The organism is Zavarzinia marina, from assembly GCF_021568905.1.
Taxonomy (GTDB): Bacteria; Pseudomonadota; Alphaproteobacteria; order Zavarziniales; family Zavarziniaceae; genus Zavarzinia; species Zavarzinia marina.
Map to the genome: position 1 here is coordinate 567,012 of NZ_JAKGSB010000002.1, position 18,176 is coordinate 585,187.

Sequence of the window (18,176 nt, forward strand, 5' to 3'; positions counted from 1 at the left end):
GCTGTCCCTTACGCTGCTCGAACTCAGACGAAGCGCTTGCTGGTCTCGTCGCAGACCGCCGCCAGCTTCTTGTCGGTCTCGTCGCTCAGGGCCTTTTCGGTCCGGATCGCGGCGAGGATGTCCGAATATTTCGTGCGCAGCTCGTCGAGGAGCGCCTTCTCGAAGTCGACGATCTTGCCGACCGGCATCTTGTCGAGATAGCCCTTCACGCCGGCGTAGATCGAGCAGACCTGCTCCTCGACCGCCAGCGGCGAGAACTGGCCCTGCTTCAAAAGCTCGGTCAGGCGCGCGCCGCGGTTCAGCAGGCGCTGGGTCGAGGCGTCGAGGTCCGAGCCGAACTGGGCGAAGGCCGCCATTTCGCGATACTGCGCCAGTTCCAGCTTGATCGAGCCCGCGACCTTCTTCATCGCCTTGATCTGCGCCGCCGAACCGACGCGCGAGACCGAGAGGCCGACGTTGATGGCGGGACGAATGCCCTGATAGAACAGGTTCGTCTCGAGGAAGATCTGGCCGTCGGTGATCGAGATCACGTTGGTCGGGATATAGGCCGAGACGTCGCCCGCCTGGGTCTCGATGATCGGCAGCGCGGTCAGCGAGCCGGCGCCCTTGGCGTCCGACATCTTGGCGGCGCGCTCGAGCAGGCGGCTGTGCAGGTAGAAGACGTCGCCCGGATAGGCTTCGCGGCCCGGCGGACGGCGCAGCAGCAGCGACATCTGGCGATAGGCGACGGCCTGCTTCGAGAGATCGTCATAGACGATCAGGGCGTGCATGCCGTTGTCGCGGAAGAATTCGCCCATGGTGCAGCCGGTATAGGGCGCCAGGAACTGCAGCGGCGCCGGCTCCGACGCCGTGGCGGCCACGACGATCGAATATTCCATCGCGCCGTTGTCTTCCAGCATCTTCACGATCTGGGCGACGGTCGAACGCTTCTGGCCGACGGCGACATAGACGCAGTAGAGCTTCTTCGACTCGTCGTCGCCCGCGTTGATCGCCTTCTGGTTGATGAAGGCGTCGATGGCGACGGCGGTCTTGCCGGTCTGGCGGTCACCGATGATCAGCTCGCGCTGGCCGCGGCCGACGGGCACCAGGGCGTCGATCGCCTTCAGGCCGGTCTGCATCGGCTCGTGCACCGACTGGCGCGGAATGATGCCGGGGGCCTTCACCTCGACGCGGGAGCGGGTGACGTCCACCAGCGGGCCCTTGCCGTCGATCGGATTGCCGAGACCGTCGACCACGCGACCCAGCAGGCCCTTGCCCACCGGCACGTCCACGATGGTGCCGGTCCGCTTGACCGTGTCGCCTTCCTTGATGGCGCGGTCGGAGCCGAAGATCACGATACCGACGTTGTCCACTTCGAGGTTCAGGGCCATGCCCTTCACCCCGCCGGGGAATTCCACCATCTCGCCGGCCTGGACGCCGTCCAGGCCGTAGACGCGGGCGACACCGTCGCCGACGGAAAGGACCTGACCGACCTCGGTGGATTCGGCCTCAGCGCCGAAATTGGCGATCTGGTCCTTGAGGACTGCGGAAATCTCAGCGGCCCGGAGGTCCATTATGCATTCCCCTTCATGGCGACCGCCAGGCGGTCGAGCTTGGTCTTGAGGCTGCCGTCGATCTGGCGCGAACCCACGCGCACGATCAGGCCGCCGAGGAGGCTTTGATCGACCTTGGCGTCGATCGTGACCGTCTTGCCGACGAGGCGAGACAATTCGGATTTGAGCTGTTCGCTCTGCTCGAAGCTGAGTGGTTCGGCCGAGACGGCCTTGGCCGTCACTTCGCCGCGCGACTTGGCCAGCAGGTCCTTGAACGCCGACAGCGCCGCCGGAAGGGCAAACAGGCGGCCGTTCCTGGCCAGGAGCTGGACGAAATTGGTGGCGAAGGGACCGACGCCGGCCCGGAACATCAGCGCCTGCATGGCACGGCCCTGTTCGTCGCGCTTGTGTAGCGGGCTCTTCAGGAAGGCGGCCAGATCGGCGGATTCGGCGATCAGCGCCGCGATCGTATCGAGATCGGCGGCGACCGCGTCGACCACGCCACGTTCCATGCAGAGGTCGAACAGGGCGCCGGCATAGCGGGCACCGATATGAGCGACGAATGACGATGAGGTTGCCAAGACCCTTGCCCCCGGCAGCCGCCCCGCAGGGGCTACCTCTAAGCCGTTGAAATCTCAGGGCGAAGAAGGGCGCGAATGACGCGCACACGAACCCCGCCCGCTGAAGCAGGCGTCTCGTACCACAGGCCTTGATGCGCCGCAACCGTAAGCGCCGCGTCAAAATGGTCTAAGGTGCGATTTGCCGGCCAAAACAACCGGCGCCTTCGACCATGGTCTGAACGAGACCATCTTCCACGCGGCGCGCGAACCCAGAACCCCGAGCCGAAAACGCCCAACGCATTCCAAGGGAGGATGCGACGGATTTCAAGAAGGAAGCGGTGCAGCAAAACGCTTTCTTCACCGATTCCCGCGCGGTCAAACATCGAGACGGTAGCGGACATAGCCGTCGGCCGGCCGGAAGCGGTCGTAGAGGCGCCGCGCGCGGGCATTGTCGCCTTCCGTATGCCAATAGAGCTGGCAGGCGCCGAGGCGCCGCGCCTCCCGCTTCAGATCCTCGACCAGGGCGAAGCCGACCCCGCCGCCGCGCACCCCGGGATCGACGAAGAGATCTTCCAGATAGACGATCGGTTCGATCGACCAGGTCCGCGCGTGGACGATGCAGACGGCGAAGCCGACGATGCGCCCCTCCGCCTCGGCCAGCCGGGCGAAGACCGGCGTCAGCGGATCGAGGATGCGGGCCCAGGTGGTCGCGGTCACCGCCTCCGGCACGGCCGCCTGATAGAAGCCGGTATAGCCGGCCCAGAGTTCGCGCCAGCGCGCCTCGTCGCCCGGTCGGACCTCCCTGATCGCCAAGGCGCCGAATCGCCCTTCCGTGGCCTTCGATGTCGTCATCCCATGCCCTCTCGTCGTTCCGCCAGACTGTGCCGCTTCGATATCGGGCATCAGAGCGGATCGCGCCGCCGGCACCAGTGCCGGAAACGCAGATCTCCTAGCCGCGCTGACGCGGGCGCTGGTGCCGACCGTCGAGCAACTGGCGCAGATGCCGGACTTCGCGGCGCAGCGCCTCGTTCTCGTCGCGAACCTGCCGGAGGCGGGAATCGGCGGCCGCGACGTAATCCGTGAAGGGATCGGCCCAGCGCTGTCCGACATCCTTCCGCGGCGCGTCGCGCAGGCCTTGCGGCAACAGCAATTCGGACCAGGTGAGGCCGGCGCCCGTCACCAGGCGATGAGCCGCCAGAGCCGCCGCTGACCGTTCGCCGTCATGAGCCGAACCCAGCATGCCGAGCACGCGAACCAGGCGCAGCCTGTCCCCCTGTCTCATTGGATCCCCTCCGATGTCAGGGGCGGACTGTCCCGCCCATCGCGCCGACTGACCAGTGCCGAGAAGGCGGGGCAGGGGGCGTGCCGGGCTGCCTTGTCCCGCCTGCCGGGCAACACCATATCCATGAGGTCTCACATGAAATGATAGGGGTCGACGTCGACCTGGAGCCGGACACGGCCCGGGATCGCCTGGGCGTCGAGCCAGGGCCGCAGCACGGCCTGGACGTTCAGGCGGCGCGGCGCCCGGACCAGCAGGCGCACGCGCCAGCGCCCGCGCAGCAGGGCCATGGGCGCCGGCGCCGGGCCGAGGACGTCGAAGCCGTCGATGTCGCGGGGCGCGGTGCGGGCCAGGGCACGGCCGACGGTCATCACTTCCGCCTGATCGGGGCCCGAGAGGATCAGCGCCACCAGCCGGCCGTAGGGCGGCAGGCCGTGGCGCTTGCGCGCCGCCTGTTCGGCGGCGACGAAACCGTCCCGGTCATGGGCGGCGATGGCGCGAATGACGCCCGCCTCGGGATCGAAGGTCTGCAACAGGGCATGGCCCGGGCGCTCGCCCCGGCCGGCGCGGCCGACCACCTGGGTGGTCAGTTGAAAGATCCGCTCGCCCGCCCGCAGGTCGCCGCCGTCGAGGCCGAGATCGGCATCGACCACGCCGACCAGCGTGAGCCAGGGAAAATGATGGCCCTTGGCGACGATCTGGGTGCCGATCACCACGTCGACCTCCCGCGCCGCAATGGCATCGAAGGCGGCCTGAAGGGCCAAGGGCCCGCCCAATGTGTCCGATGCCAGCACCAGGCGCCGGGCCTGGGGCAGGACGTTCGCCACCTCTTCCTCGATCCGTTCGACGCCGGGACCGCAGGGTACAAGGCTGTCCTCCTCGCCGCATTCGGGGCAGGCGTGGGGGATCGGCATGACATGGCCGCAATGATGGCAGGCGAGCTGGCGCCGGTTGCGATGTTCCACCAGCCAGGCGGTACAGTTCGGGCATTCGATGCGGTGGCCGCAATGGCGGCACAGGGTGAGCGGGGCATAGCCGCGCCGGTTGAGGAACAGGAGGCTCTGTTCGCCGCGCGCCATGGTCTCCGCCATCGCCCGCGTCAGCACGGGGGAAAGGAAATTGCCCCGCTCCGGCGGGTTTTGCCGCATGTCGATGACGCGGATCTCGGGCAGCACGGCACCGCCGTGGCGTTCCGGCAGGACGAGGCGGCGATAGCGCCCGGCCTCGACGTTCGCCAGGGTCTCCAGGCTCGGCGTCGCGCTGGCGAGCACGATGGGGCATTTTTCGATCGTCGCCCGCACCACCGCCATGTCGCGACCGTGATAGGCGACGCCGTCGTCCTGCTTGAAGCCCTGATCGTGCTCCTCGTCGACGACGATCAGGCCGAGACTGCGATAGGGCAGGAACAGGGCCGAGCGGGCCCCGACGACGAGGGGCACGGAGCCGTCGGCCACGCCCCGCCAGACCCGTTTCCGGGCGCGCGGCGTCAGATCCGAATGCCAGACCGCCGGTGCCGCGCCGAAGCGCCCTGCGAAACGCTCGGTCACGGCGGCGGTCAGCGCGATTTCGGGCAGCAGCACCACGACCTGGCGGCCGAGGCGCAGCGCCGCCGCGATCGCCTCCATATAGGTTTCGGTCTTGCCGGAACCGGTGACGCCGTCGAGCAGGAAGGCGTGATAGGCGCCGTCGCCGACCGCCGCCGCCAGATCGTCCGCCGCCGCCCGCTGATCGGCGGAAAGCGCCGGCAGGGCGAAATCCGGATCGGGCCGGCGCCCGGCCGCCGCCGCCGCCATGATCTCCACCGGCTCGACCGCGCCGGCCTCGGCCAGGCCGCGCAGCACGCCGGCCGAGACCCCGGTCGCGGCCAGGATCGCGGGCGCGGTGCCCGGGCCTTCCGCCGCCAGATGGTCCAGCACCTTCCGCCTTGCCGGCGTCATGCGCTCGGGATCGCGGCCGGTGGCGCGATAGCCGGTCGTCGGCGCCGGCGCGTCGTTGTTGGCGGCATTGACGAAATGGCGCAGCACCATGCCCGGCGCATTCATCGTGTAGCTCGCCATCCAGTCGAGGAAGCGGCGCGCGCGCGCCGTCATCGCCGGCCAGTCGTGGACGGCCGCGACCGGCCGCAGCTTCGCCGCCGGCACCACGCCCTCCCCCGCGCCGTCCCAGACGACGCCGGTCACCCGTCGCGGGCCCAGCGGCACCTCGACGAAGGTGCCGGGAGCGGGTGGCGGCCCCGGCGGCGGCGCATAGTCGAGCGGGCCCGGAAACGGCAGGGAGACGAGAACGGGAATGCGGGAGGGAGCGGTCATGAGCTATATTGGCGGCCACGTGCCGGGGGCGGGGCGGATCGCCGATTCGCGAAGCCCGTGGCCATGACTCCCGTTTCAGGGGCCTCGATGGCGGGCCCGAAGTTTCCAGCGGATACCGATTCCATGAAGTTCTTCATCGACACCGCCGACGTCGCCGAGATCAAGGACCTTGCCGCGACCGGCATGGTCGACGGCGTCACCACCAATCCGAGCCTGGTCGCCAAGACCGGCCGCAATTTCCTCGAGGCGATCGCCGAGATCTGCGACCTGGTGGAGGGGCCGGTGTCGGCGGAGGTGACCGCCACCGATTTCGACACCATGCTGACCGAAGGGCGCAAGCTTGCCAAGATCGCGACCAACATCGCGGTCAAGGTGCCCCTGACCTGGGACGGGTTGAAGACCTGCAAGGCGCTGTCGGACGACGGCATCATGGTCAATGTGACGCTTTGCTTCTCGCCGTCGCAGGCGCTGCTGGCGGCCAAGGCCGGCGCCACCTTCATCTCGCCCTTCGTCGGCCGCCTGGACGATATCGCGACCGAGGGCATGGATCTGATCGCCGAGATCCGCCAGATCTACGACAATTACGAGGCGCTCTCGACCGAGATCCTGGTCGCCTCCGTCCGCCACCCGCGCCATGTCGTCGAATCGGCCAAGATGGGGGCGGATGTCGCCACCCTGCCGCCGAACGTGCTGCGCGCGCTGGCCAATCATCCGCTGACCGACAAGGGCCTGGACGCCTTCCTCAAGGATTGGGCGAAGACCGGCCAGTCGATCCTCTGATCGCCACATCCGACAGGCAGGCAGACGTGACGACGACAACAGAGAAACCCGACAGCCAGAAACCCGAGGGTGCGAAGCCCGCCGCCGGCGAAAAGCCGGCCGCGGCGAGGAAACGCCTGACCTCGGCCGAGGTGCGGGATTATCTGATGACGCATCCCGGATTTCTGGCGCGCAACCCGGACGTCCTGGAACACCAGAGCCTGCCGCCGCGCAGCGACGCCGACGGCGAGAAGGTGGTGGATTTCCAGCGCGCCCTGGTGGATCGCCTGCGCCGCGACAACGACCGCCTGCGCGTCTTCCAGTCGGAAGTGATCACGGCGGCGCGGGCCAATGTCTCGGCCCAGGCCCTCGTGCATGAAGCCGTGCTCATGCTGATGGAAGCGACCAGCTTCGAGCAGCTGATCCACACCATCACCCAGGATCTGGCGCCCGCCATCGGTATCGACGTGGTCACCCTCTGCGTCGAATCGGAAGAGCCGTGGTCGGATACGCCGGCGGTGCGCAACCTGCACCTGCTGCCGCCCGGCGCCATCGACATGGTGATGGGCGAGGGTGTCGGCGCCCGCCTCGTCGCCGGCGAGATCGACGACGGCGCCATCTTCGGCCCGGCCGCGACCCTGGTGCGGAGCCAGGCCCTCGCCCGCCTCGACCTCGGGGAGGACGGGCCGGTCGGCCTTCTGGCGCTCGGCAGCCGCGACGCCGAGAAATACGAGGAAGGCCAGGGTGGCGAATTGCTCGGCTTCCTGGCGCTCGCGGTCGAGCGGATGATCCAGCTTTGGCTGCGCCAGAGCCACTGACCCCGCCGTCCTCGGACGCATTCGCCGCCGTGCTGCCGGCGGCCCCCGATCTCGCCGCAACCGTCGGCCTCTGGCTCCGCCATCTGAAGGCCGAGAAGCGCGCTTCCGATCATACGATCGACGGTTACGGCCGCGACCTGCGCCTGTTCCTCGGCTTTCTCGCCGAGCATCTGGGCGCCCTGCCCGATCTCGCCGCGCTTTCGGCGCTAGGCCCGCGCGACTTCCGCGCCTTTCAGGCAAGGCGACGGGCGGCCGGAATCGGGGCGGCGTCGGCCGCGCGGGGACTGTCCAGCCTGCGTTCGTTCTTTCGCTTTCTCGACCGGCGCGGGCTCTGCCACAACGCCGCAGCACTCGCCGCCAAGGCGCCGAAACTGCCCCACGCGGTGCCCCGCCCCCTGCCCCAGGCCGCCGCCGTCACCCTGGTGGAGGAAGGCGGCTGCCTGACGGAGGAACCCTGGGTCGCGGCCCGGGACGAAGCGGTCCTCGCCCTGCTCTACGGCTGCGGGTTGCGCATCTCCGAGGCCCTGGGCCTGAGGCGGCGCGACGCCCCCCTGCGGGAGACGCTGCGCATCCTCGGCAAGGGCGGCAAGGAACGGCTGGTGCCCGTGCTGCCGGCGGTCGCCGACTCGGTGGAACGCTATCTGCGCCTCTGCCCCTTCGCGCTCGCCAAGGACGGCCCCCTCTTCGTCGGGGTGAAGGGCGGGCCGCTGTCGCCCCGCATCGTCCAGCGCGGCATGGAAGCCTTGCGCGGTGCCCTCGGCCTCGGCGCGGACGCGACACCCCACGCCCTTCGCCATTCCTTCGCCACCCATCTGCTGGGTGCCGGCGGCGACCTGCGCACGATCCAGGAATTGCTCGGCCACGCCAGCCTGTCGACCACCCAGCGCTACACCGACGTCGACACCGCCCGCCTCCTCGCCGCCTATGCCGACGCCCACCCCCGGGCGCGGGGCGGGGATTGAGGACAAAAGAAAACCCCCCGGCCCGGAACGCGATGGCTCGGGGCGCGGGGGGTCTCTGTCGGCGAAACGCCGGGACGCTTACTTCGGGGCGATGACCATGGTCATCTGACGCCCTTCCATCTTGGGCATCTGCTCCACCTTGGCGATTTCCTCGGTGTCGTCGCGCACGCGCATCAGTACCTTCATGCCCAGATCCTGGTGCGCCAGCTCGCGGCCGCGGAAGCGCAGGGTGACCTTCACCTTGTCGCCTTCCTCGAAGAACTTGCGGATCGAGCGCATCTTGACGTCGTAGTCGTGCTGATCGATGCCGGGGCGCATCTTGATCTCCTTGATCTCGATGACCTTCTGGTTCTTGCGCGCCTCGGCGGCCTTCTTCTGGGCTTCGTATTTGTACTTGCCGTAGTCGAGGAGCTTGCAGACCGGCGGATCGGCGTGGGGCGAAACCTCGACGAGGTCGACACCGGCGACATCGGCCAGCTGGAGCGCTTCGGCGAAGGTGACGACGCCGCGGTTCTCGCCGGTCTCGTCGATCAGGCGGACGCGCGGAACGGTGATCTGGTCATTGATACGCGGACCACCCTTCTCGGGAAGGGACTGGGGAAAGGGAGGGCGGGCTATGTAGAGTCTCCGTCTGACACTGCGGGGACTTCACATGCCATTCGGGTCCGAGCGACCCTGCACCTCAGTCCTTCCGCGCTAGGTTGATGAGGATCCCGCCGCCATGGCGGGAGCTGAGGACATAATTGTCCTCAAATCCCCGATTTTCAAGTCGCGAGTAGCACATGCCGCCCCCCCGACGGGCAGGGGGGCGGCGCGGCATCAGTTGCGGGCCTTGTCGACCAGCTTGTTCTTGGCGATCCACGGCATCATGCCGCGCAGCTTCTCGCCGACTTCCTCGATCGGATGCTCGGCCTGAAGAGCGCGCGTCGCCTTGAAGGACGGGGTGCCGGCCTGATTCTCCAGCATCCAGTCGCGGGTGAAGCGGCCCGACTGGATGTCGTCGAGGACGCGCTTCATTTCCTTCTTGGTCTCGTCGGTCACGATGCGCGGGCCGGTGACATAGTCGCCGTATTCCGCCGTGTTCGAGATCGAGTAGCGCATGTTGGCGATGCCGCCCTCGTAGATCAGGTCGACGATCAGCTTCACTTCGTGCAGGCACTCGAAATAGGCCATCTCGGGGGCATAGCCCGCCTCGACCAGGGTCTCGAAGCCGGCCTTGATCAGGGCGGTCAGGCCGCCGCAGAGCACCGCCTGCTCGCCGAACAGATCGGTCTCGCACTCTTCCTTGAAGGAGGTCTCGATGATGCCCGAACGGCCGCCGCCGACCGCCGAGGCATAGGACAGCGCGATGTCGAGGGCATTGCCCGAGGCGTTCTGGTGAACCGCGACGAGGCAGGGCACGCCGCCGCCCTTCTGATATTCGGAACGCACGGTATGGCCGGGGCCCTTCGGCGCGATCATGAAGACGTCGAGGTCGGGACGGGCCTCGATCAGCTTGAAGTGGATGTTCAGACCGTGGGCGAAGACGAGCGCCGCACCCTGCTTCAGGTTCGCTTCCAGCTCGTCCTTGTAGATCTTGGCCTGGAGTTCGTCCGGGGTCAGGATCATGACGACATCGGCCCAGGCCGCGGCTTCGGCCGGGGTCATGACCTTCAGGCCCTCGCCCTCGGCCTTCCTGGCGGTGGCGGAGCCGGCACGCAGCGCGACGACGACATCCTTCACGCCCGAGTCGCGCAGGTTCAGGGCATGGGCATGGCCCTGGCTGCCGTAGCCGACGATGGCGACCTTCTTCGCCTTGATCAGGTTCACGTCGGCGTCGCGATCGTAATAGACGCGCATGGTCTTGGTCCTTTGGGTGGTCGTTCGTAACGGATGAGGATCAGAGGGAGCCGGCGCCACGCTGGATCGCGACGACGCCGGTGCGGGACAGTTCGGCCAGGCCGAGCCCGCGCATGAGGTCGATGAAGGCGTCGATCTTGGAGGTCGCGCCGGTCAGTTCGAAGACGAAGGACTGCGCCGTGCTGTCCAGCACGCGGGCCCGGAAGGCATCGGCGAGGCGCAGCGCCTCGACCCGCTTCTCGCCGGTCGAGACCACCTTGACCAGGGCCAGTTCGCGTTCCAGCGACGGACCGTCGATGGTCAGGTCCTGCACCTTGTGCACGGGCACCAGGCGGTCGAGTTGAGCCTTGATCTGCTCGATCACCATTTCGGTGCCCGAGGTCACGACGGTGATGCGCGAGAGATTGCGCGAATCCTCGACCTTGGCGACGGTCAGGCTGTCGATATTGTAGCCGCGGCCCGAGAAGAGCCCGATGACCCGGGCGAGAACGCCCGCTTCGTTGTCGACCAGAACGGCAATGGTATGGCTGCGGATCGGTTCCACTTCGCCCTCTTTTCCCCGGTTGGCGGGGCTTATATCTCGAAAAACGTCGGTTGGGAAATTTTTGGGCAGGCTTCCCTTTCCCCGGCGCGTCGTCCCGGCGAAGGCCGGGACCTCATGACCAGTTCGCGTGTAACCGGCCGAAGATCCCGGCCTTCGCCGGGATGACGCACGTTGGAATGCCTTATACCAGCGCCATGCCCTCGGCCGAGATGTCGCGGTGCGCCTCGTCCTCGGGGCCGAGGATCATCTCGTTGTGGGCGGCGCCCGACGGCACCATGGGGAAGCAGTTCTCCTTCTGGTCGACCATGCAGTCGACCAGGACCGGGCGCTTGATCGAGACCATCTCGTTGATGGTGTCGTCCAGGGCGTCCGGCTTGTCGCAGCGCAGGCCCACGGCGCCGAAGGCTTCCGCCAGCTTCACGAAGTCCGGCAGCGCATGCATGTAGGACTCGGAATAGCGGTTGCCGTGCAGCAGTTCCTGCCACTGGCGCACCATGCCCATGTACTGGTTGTTCAGGATGAAGATCTTCACCGGCAGCCGGTACTGGATGGCGGTCGCCAGTTCCTGGATGTTCATCATGATCGAGGCTTCGCCCGCGACGTCGACGACCAGGGCGTCCGGATGGGCCATCTGCACGCCGATCGCCGCCGGCAGGCCATAGCCCATGGTGCCGAGACCGCCGGACGTCATCCAGCGGTTCGGTTCCTCGAAGCCGATGAACTGGGCCGCCCACATCTGGTGCTGGCCGACTTCGGTCGTGATGTAGGTGTTCGGCCCCTTGGTCAGGGCGTGCAGGCGCTGGATCGCGTATTGCGGCTTGATGATCTCGTTCGACGGGCGATAGCGCAGGCAGTCGCGCGCGCGCCATTCGTCGATCTGCTGCCACCAGGCCTCCAGCGCCGCGCGGTCGGGGCGGAGCTGCTTCGACTTCCAGACCTTGATCATGTCCTCGAGGACATGGCCGCAGTCGCCGATGATCGGCAGGTCGACCCGGACGTTCTTGTTGATCGACGAGGGATCGATGTCGATGTGGATCTTCTTCGAATTCGGCGAGAAGGCGTTGACCCGGCCGGTGATGCGGTCGTCGAAGCGCGCGCCGACGCAGACCATCAGGTCGCAATCGTGCATGGCGTGGTTCGCCTCGAAGGTGCCGTGCATGCCCAGCATGCCCAGCCACTGCTTGTCCGAGGCCGGATAGGCGCCCAGACCCATCAGGGTCGAGGTGATGGGATAGCCGGTCATGCGCACCAGCTCGCGCAGGAGCTGCGATGCCTGGGGCCCCGAATTGACGACGCCGCCGCCGGTATAGAAGATCGGCTTCTTCGCCGCCGCGATCATGTCGACGGCCTGGCGGATCTTGTTCAGGTCGCCCTTCACCTGCGGGCGATAGGACTTGTGCTGGACATTGGCCGGCGGGGTGTAGACGCCGGTGGTCAGCTGGATGTCCTTCGGCAGGTCGACGACGACCGGGCCCGGCCGGCCGCTGCGCGCGACATAGAAGGCCTCGTGCAGGATGCGCGGCAGGTCCTTGATGTCCTTCACCAGCCAATTGTGCTTGGTGCAGGGCCTTGTGATGCCGACCGTATCCGCCTCCTGGAAGGCGTCGTTGCCGATCAGATGGGTCGGGACCTGGCCGGTCAGGCAGACCAGCGGGATCGAATCCATCAGCGCGTCGGTCAGGCCGGTGACGGCATTGGTGGCGCCGGGGCCGGAGGTGACCAGCAGCACGCCGACCTTGCCGGTCGAGCGGGCGTAGCCCTCGGCCGCATGGGCGGCGCCGCCTTCCTGGCGGACCAGGACGTGCTTGATGTCTTCCTGCTGATAGAGCGCGTCGTAGATCGGCAGCACCGCACCGCCCGGATAGCCGAAGACCGTGTCTACGCCCTGATCGACCAGGGCCTTGAGAACCATCTCCGCGCCGGTCATCACATTCTGCGACATGACACTGTTACCTTCTTCAATTCCGGGCCGGCCGCCCTTCGGCCGCGCCACAAACGGCAAAACCGCGCCAGACGGCGCGGAGCCGGCAAGCTAGTCGCTCAAGATTGCGCCGTCAACCCCTGTGTGCGCATTTTCTGTTCGATATCAGCGATAATTCTTTTCGTTTCTTGCGCACCGTCCAGCCACGCCCAGGCTCCCATGCGGCCCCGGGCCCAGGTCATCTGCCGCTTGGCATATTGCCGGGTCTCGATCTCCGCCCTGTCGATCGCGGTTTCGAGGTCGATCTGCCCCAGGGCATGGGCGGCGAAGGGCCGCAGCCCGATCGCCTTGGCCGCCGGCAGCGCCGGATCGAGGCCGAGAGCCGAGACATCCCGCGCCTCTTCGACGGCGCCTTCGCCGGCCATGGCTTCCAGCCGGCCCCGGATCCGCGCCAGCAGGGCGGCGCGGGGCGGCGCCACCACGAGACGCGCGATGACGCCGATTTCCGGCGGGGCGGGCGGCGGCTCGGCCTGGAAGGCGGAGAGCGGACGCCCGGTGCCCTCGGCGACTTCGAGCCCCCGCAGAATGCGTTGGCTGTCGCCCGGCTTCAACCGCGCCGCCAGCGCGGGATCGAGGGTTGCAAGCCGCGCATGGAGCCGGGGCGCCCCCAGACGCGCCAGATCGCCCATCAGCCGGGTGCGGACCGCGGGATCGATCGCCGGCAGATCCGCCAGGCCTTCGGTCAGGGCATGGAAATAGAGCCCGGTGCCGCCCACCACGACGGCGAGGTGCCCGGCCTCATGCGCCGCCGCGATCTCGGCCCGGGCCATGTCGGCCCAGCGCGCCGCCGAACAGCTTTCGGTCGGGTCCATGACGCCATAGAGCCGGTGGGGCGCGCGCGCTTCGTCGGTGGCGCCCGGCCGCGCCGTCAGGATGCGCAGGCGACCGTAGACCTGCATCGAATCCGCATTGATCACGACGCCGCCGAGGGATTGCGCCAGCGCGAGCGCCAGCCCCGACTTGCCGCTTGCGGTCGGCCCGGCGATCAGTACGGTGGCGCCCACGCGATCCTCACCCGAGTTAGATTCAAGACAGATCCTGCGATGAACCACGTCCTGACCGTGATCGGCAACCCCTCGCGGGCGCCGCTGTCCCCCGCCCTTGCCGCCGACATCGCCTTCGCCCTGGAAAAGGCCGGCGCCACGGTGGGCGAGCCCGCCTGGCTGGCGCCGGACGAGGCGTTGGACCTGCCCTTCGACGGCCTGGCGGCGGAAACGGCGGAAGCGGTGGCCGACATCGCCCTGGCCGGCCTGCCGGCCGACCGCCTGGCCCAACCCGTCGCGGCCCGGCGCAAGCGGCTGCTGATCGCCGACATGGATTCGACCATGATCACCGTCGAATGCATCGACGAACTGGCGGATTTCGCCGGCCTGAAGGCCGAGATCGCGGCGGTGACCGAAGCCGCCATGCGCGGCGAGCTGGATTTCGAGCAAGCCTTGCGCGCCCGCGTCGCCCGCCTGAAGGGCCTGCCCGAGACGGTGCTGCAGACCTGTTTCGACGAGCGCGTGGGCTTCACCCCGGGCGGTCGCCAACTGGTGCGGACGATGGCGGCGAACGGCGCCCATTGCGCCCTCGTCTCCGGCGGCTTCACCTTCTTCACCCACCGCGTCGCAGCCCATCTCGGCTTTCACGAGAACCGCGCCAATGTGCTGGGCATCGCGGCGGGCGCCCTGGACGGCACGGTGGCGGAACCGATCGTCGGCGCCTCGGCCAAGCTCTCGTCCCTGCGCGGCCTGACCGACCGCCTCGGCCTGTCCCAGGACGAGACCCTCGCCGTCGGCGACGGCGCCAACGACCTGCCGATGATCGAGGCGGCGGGCCTCGGCGTCGCCTATCACGCGAAACCCAAGGTCGCCGCCGCCGCCCGCGCCCGGGTCGACCACGGCGATCTCTCGACCCTGCTCTATTTCCAGGGCTATCCGAAAAGCGAATTCGCGGGCTGAAGCCCCCCTCACCCCAACCCTCTCCCCGCAAGCGGGGCGAGGGAGTCCGGCCAGGGCACGGCAGAGGCCCTCGCCCCTCTGGGGAGAGGGGTGGGTGAGGGGCGAAACACCGCCCTTGAAAACACCTCGTCCCGAGTAACCTACTTCAGCAATTCGCCCGCGATGATCATCTTGCGGATCTCGCTGGTGCCCGCGCCGATTTCCAGCAGTTTGGAGGCGCGGTAGAGTCGGTTGACCTCCGCCTCGCGCATATAGCCGACGCCGCCGTGGATCTGCACCGCATCCGAGATCACCCGGGTGCAGCCCTCCGCCGCATAGAGGATGCAGGCCGCCGTCAGCTTGTGGATGTCGCCCCGGCCGCCGGCGCCTTCGCCAAGGTCGTTCGCCTCGGCGAGGGTCCTATAGCAGAAGGTCTTCATGGTCTCGATCGTGGTCCACATTTCGGCCAGCTTGGCCTGGATCATCTGGAACGAGGCGATGGGCTTGCCGAACTGTTCGCGCGTCTTGGCATAGTCGAGGGCCAGATCGAAGGCGCGTTCCGCCATGCCGACATTGATCATGGCGACGATGGCGCGCTCGAGGTCGAGGCCCGACATGACCACCGCCACGCCCTTGTTCTCGGCGCCCACCAGATTCTCGGCCGGCACGCGGCAATCGTCGAACAGGAGTTCCGCCGTGGTCGAACCCCGGAAGCCCATCTTGTCCAGCTTCTGGGCGACCTTGAAGCCGGGGAAATCCTTCTCGATGACGAAGGCGGAGATGCCCTTGGCGCCGGCCGCCTTGTCGGTCTTGGCATAGACCAGCAGATAGTCGGCCACGGGGCCGTTGGTGATATAGAGCTTGCGGCCGTTGAGGACGTAGTGATCGCCGTCGCGCCGCGCCGTCGTGGTCATGGAACCCAGCGCATCGGAACCCGCGCCCGGTTCGGTCAGGCCCAGCGCCCCGATCTTGCTGCCGTCGATCAGCCCGGGCAGATAGCGCTGGCGGATATAGTCGCTGCCGTTCCGCGCGATGTTGTTCAGGCACAGATTCTCATGCGCGACATAGGACAGCGCGACGGCGTGGTTCCAGCGCGCGATGCCCTGGGCGATCAGGCCCGAAGTGAAGAAATCGGCACCCGCGCCGCCCAGTTCCGGTTCCACCGTGACGCCCAGGAAACCCATGCCGGCCAGGGCCGGCATCGCCTGGGGCGGCCACCATTCCTCGTCGTCCATACGGGGCGCGAGGTCGTAGAGCTCGCCCCGGCCGAACTTGTCCGCCTGATCGAGGATTTCCTGCTGCTCCGGCGTCAGGCGGAAGCCGTTCAGGGCCGTGGAATTCAATCCGAAATCGGCCGTGGCCGCGTTCGCGCTCATCCGTCTCTCTCCTCCCCGGCTCGGGCCGGGCATTCTTGGGGCCTGGGCTTTATTGGGGGGCGTTTTCCGCATGTCCCCGGTTGACACGATTAAAATGAAGCATATTCATTATAGCGCCGGAGGCAAGGGGAGAGATGTGAATGCCCGTCATCAGCGCGGAGAGAATGCAGGGCCGGATCGACGCCATCGTCGAGGCGGCGAGCGCCGTCTTCGCCGCCAAGGGCTATGAAGCCGCCTCCATCGCCGAGATCGCGCGGCGGGCCGAAGTGTCGGACGGGCTGATCTACCGCTATTTTTCCAATAAGCGCGACCTCCTCTACCGCGTGCTCGAAGCCTTCTACGAACGCGTGGTCGCCGCCCTCGAGAAGGAAGTGGCGAAGGATGCCGGCTTCGAGGAACGGCTCCACGCCCTGGTGCGCCGCCACCTCGGCAATTTCGTCGCCGACCGCGAATTGTGCCGCCTGTTCCTGTCCGAGGTCCGGGTCGCCAGCGATTACAAGGGCTCCACGATCCAGACCCTGAACCGGCGCTATGCCTCGGTGCTGACCGGCCTGATCGAGGCCGGCATCGCCGCCGGCGAAGTGAAGACCGATGCCTCCGCCCGGCTGATCCGCGACGTCATCTTCGGCGCGATCGAGCACATCGCCTGGCCCTATGTGAACGGCGACGGAAAGCTGGACGTCGAGGCGACGGCGCAATCCGTCACCGCCCTCATCTGCGGCGGCATCTGCCTGCCCCAACAGAAGAATCCCGAGGAAGCCCCGAGGACATGACCCGACATCTTCCCTTCGATACCGTCCTCGTCGCCAATCGGGGCGAGATCGCGCTGCGCATCCTGCGCACGGTGAAACGGCTCGGCCTTCGGGGCGCCATCGTCTTCCATGCCGCCGACAAGGGCGCGCCGGCCATCAAGGCGGCCGATATCGCCATCGAGATCAAGGGCCCGACACCGGTCGCCGCCTTTCTCGACGGTGCGCAGATCATCGAGGCGGCGAAGACGGCCGGCGCCGGCGCCATCCACCCCGGCTATGGCTTCCTGTCGGAAAACGCCGGCTTCGCCCGCGCCGTGGCGGCCGCCGGCATCGCCTTCGTCGGGCCCCTGCCGGACGCCATCGAACTGATGGGCGACAAGGTGCGGGCGCGGAAATTCGTCGCCGACCGCGGCTTTCCCGTCGCGCCCTCGGCGATCGAGGACGATGACCCCGCAACCTTCGTCGAGCGGGCGCGGGCCGTCGGCGCGCCGCTGCTGATCAAGCCCTCGGCCGGCGGCGGCGGCAAGGGCATGCGCATCGTCCGCGACCTGGCGGAATTGGACGAGGAGATCGTCCGCGCGCGTTCCGAAGGTCAGCGCTATTTCGGCGACGGCCGGCTCTATGTCGAGCGCTTCGTCGAGAACCCGCGCCATATCGAGGTGCAGGTGATGGGCGACGGCCATGGCAATGTCGTCCATCTGTTCGAGCGCGAATGTTCGGTCCAGCGCCGCTTCCAGAAGATCGTGGAGGAAACCCCCTCGCCCGCGCTGACGCCGGAACAGCGCCGCGACATCTGCGAGACGGCGGCCGGCATCGCGCGGGCCGCCGACTACCGGAATGCCGGCACGGTCGAATTCATCTATGGCAACGGCGAATTCTTCTTCCTGGAGATGAACACGCGGCTTCAGGTGGAACACCCCGTGACCGAAGAGATTACGGGCCTGGATCTCGTCGAGATCCAGCTTCTGGTCGCGGCCGGCGAAATGCTGCCGGTAACGCAAGAGACGATTACCGCGACCGGCCATGCCATCGAATTGCGCATCTATGCCGAAAGCCCGGCGCGCGGTTTCGTGCCGACCACCGGCAAGCTGCTGGCCGTCCAATGGCCGGAAGGCCCGGGCATCCGCATGGACAGCGGCATCGCCAGGGGCCAGGCCGTCACCACCGCCTTCGATCCCATGCTGGCCAAGCTGATCGTCCATGGCACCGACCGCTCCGACGCCATCGCCAAGGCGCGCGAAGCCTTGGCGGATACGATCCTGCTGGGCTGCGAGACCAATGTCGCCTTTCTGGACCGCCTGCTGGCGGACGAGGTCTTCGTGAAGGGCGAGGTTCACACCGGCACCCTGGACGCCCGGCCCGACATCGCCGAGGAGCCGCCCCTGACGGCCGAGGAAACGCGCCGCGTGCTGGCCGCCGCCATGCTCAGCCTGCGCCCCACGCGTGACGCCGCCGACCGCATCCCCGCCATCCATGCCGCCATCGGCGCCTGGCGCAACTGAACACTCCCCCTCCGCCGGGAAGACAGAAAACAGGAAACGCC

17 protein-coding genes are annotated in these 18,176 nt (G+C 67.8%); 6 read left to right on the plus strand and 11 right to left on the minus strand.

The features are described from left to right. Positions 1-23: 23 nt before the first annotated feature. The 5 genes from atpA to L2U69_RS08450 all read right to left on the minus strand — a co-directional run bounded on the left by atpA (position 24) and on the right by L2U69_RS08450 (position 5,680). Entirely contained in the window at positions 24-1,553 is a 1,530-nt protein-coding gene (gene atpA, locus L2U69_RS08430) for a F0F1 ATP synthase subunit alpha (RefSeq protein ID WP_236106342.1), read from the minus strand. Further along, a complete protein-coding gene (locus L2U69_RS08435; protein ID WP_236106343.1) occupies positions 1,553-2,113 on the minus strand; it encodes a F0F1 ATP synthase subunit delta in 561 nt (186 codons plus the stop codon). Before L2U69_RS08435 ends, atpA begins: the two co-directional genes overlap by 1 nt. Before the next feature lie 354 nt (positions 2,114-2,467). Further along, positions 2,468-2,944 (minus strand): GNAT family N-acetyltransferase, encoded by a 477-nt coding sequence (locus L2U69_RS08440; protein WP_236106344.1) that lies wholly within the window; start codon positions 2,942-2,944, stop codon positions 2,468-2,470. 97 nt (positions 2,945-3,041) lie between these two features. Then, positions 3,042-3,374: a hypothetical protein gene (locus tag L2U69_RS08445; protein WP_236106345.1), complete on the minus strand. Its 333-nt coding sequence runs from the start codon at positions 3,372-3,374 to the stop codon at positions 3,042-3,044. 131 nt (positions 3,375-3,505) lie between these two features. Continuing rightward, positions 3,506-5,680, minus strand: coding sequence for a primosomal protein N' (locus tag L2U69_RS08450; protein ID WP_236106346.1), 2,175 nt, complete (start codon positions 5,678-5,680; stop codon positions 3,506-3,508). A 123-nt stretch (positions 5,681-5,803) separates the two neighbouring features. On the opposite strand from L2U69_RS08450, the gene fsa reads away from it, so the two are divergent. Genes fsa through L2U69_RS08465 form a run of 3 tightly spaced genes read left to right on the plus strand, consistent with a single transcriptional unit; the run spans position 5,804 to position 8,219 of the window. Next, positions 5,804-6,460 (plus strand): fructose-6-phosphate aldolase, encoded by a 657-nt coding sequence (fsa, locus tag L2U69_RS08455; RefSeq protein WP_236106347.1) that lies wholly within the window; start codon positions 5,804-5,806, stop codon positions 6,458-6,460. A gap of 26 nt (positions 6,461-6,486) precedes the next feature. Then, positions 6,487-7,257, plus strand: coding sequence for a DUF484 family protein (locus tag L2U69_RS08460; protein ID WP_236106348.1), 771 nt, complete (start codon positions 6,487-6,489; stop codon positions 7,255-7,257). Continuing rightward, entirely contained in the window at positions 7,236-8,219 is a 984-nt protein-coding gene (locus tag L2U69_RS08465; protein WP_236106349.1) for a tyrosine recombinase XerC, read from the plus strand. The genes L2U69_RS08460 and L2U69_RS08465 overlap by 22 nt, the downstream gene beginning before the upstream one ends. 78 nt (positions 8,220-8,297) lie before the next feature. On the opposite strand, the gene infC is transcribed toward L2U69_RS08465, so the two are convergent. From infC to miaA, 5 genes are all read right to left on the minus strand, one after another. Continuing rightward, entirely contained in the window at positions 8,298-8,837 is a 540-nt protein-coding gene (gene infC, locus L2U69_RS08470; RefSeq protein ID WP_236106450.1) for a translation initiation factor IF-3, read from the minus strand. 201 nt (positions 8,838-9,038) lie between these two features. Next, positions 9,039-10,058, minus strand: coding sequence for a ketol-acid reductoisomerase (gene ilvC / locus L2U69_RS08475; RefSeq protein ID WP_236106350.1), 1,020 nt, complete (start codon positions 10,056-10,058; stop codon positions 9,039-9,041). 40 nt (positions 10,059-10,098) lie between these two features. Then, the gene (gene ilvN / locus L2U69_RS08480) at positions 10,099-10,602 is read right to left on the minus strand and encodes an acetolactate synthase small subunit (RefSeq protein ID WP_236106351.1); all 504 of its coding nucleotides are present in this window, start codon (positions 10,600-10,602) and stop codon (positions 10,099-10,101) included. A 181-nt stretch (positions 10,603-10,783) separates the two neighbouring features. Then, the gene (locus L2U69_RS08485; RefSeq protein ID WP_236106352.1) at positions 10,784-12,544 is read right to left on the minus strand and encodes an acetolactate synthase 3 large subunit; all 1,761 of its coding nucleotides are present in this window, start codon (positions 12,542-12,544) and stop codon (positions 10,784-10,786) included. A 98-nt stretch (positions 12,545-12,642) separates the two neighbouring features. Further along, positions 12,643-13,587: a tRNA (adenosine(37)-N6)-dimethylallyltransferase MiaA gene (gene miaA / locus L2U69_RS08490; RefSeq protein WP_236106353.1), complete on the minus strand. Its 945-nt coding sequence runs from the start codon at positions 13,585-13,587 to the stop codon at positions 12,643-12,645. Positions 13,588-13,626: 39 nt separating this feature from the next. Here miaA and serB point away from each other — a divergent pair, with 39 nt between their 5' ends. Further along, positions 13,627-14,526, plus strand: a complete 900-nt coding sequence (gene serB / locus L2U69_RS08495; protein ID WP_236106354.1) for a phosphoserine phosphatase SerB — start codon at positions 13,627-13,629, stop codon at positions 14,524-14,526. Positions 14,527-14,666: 140 nt separating this feature from the next. Here serB and L2U69_RS08500 read toward each other — a convergent pair whose 3' ends face one another. Next, the gene (locus L2U69_RS08500) at positions 14,667-15,881 is read right to left on the minus strand and encodes an acyl-CoA dehydrogenase family protein (RefSeq protein ID WP_236106355.1); all 1,215 of its coding nucleotides are present in this window, start codon (positions 15,879-15,881) and stop codon (positions 14,667-14,669) included. A gap of 140 nt (positions 15,882-16,021) precedes the next feature. Here L2U69_RS08500 and L2U69_RS08505 point away from each other — a divergent pair, with 140 nt between their 5' ends. Both L2U69_RS08505 and L2U69_RS08510 read left to right on the plus strand, forming a co-directional pair. Then, a complete protein-coding gene (locus tag L2U69_RS08505; protein WP_236106356.1) occupies positions 16,022-16,654 on the plus strand; it encodes a TetR/AcrR family transcriptional regulator in 633 nt (210 codons plus the stop codon). After that, a complete protein-coding gene (locus L2U69_RS08510; protein WP_236106357.1) occupies positions 16,651-18,135 on the plus strand; it encodes an acetyl-CoA carboxylase biotin carboxylase subunit in 1,485 nt (494 codons plus the stop codon). Before L2U69_RS08505 ends, L2U69_RS08510 begins: the two co-directional genes overlap by 4 nt. Positions 18,136-18,176: the final 41 nt, after the last annotated feature.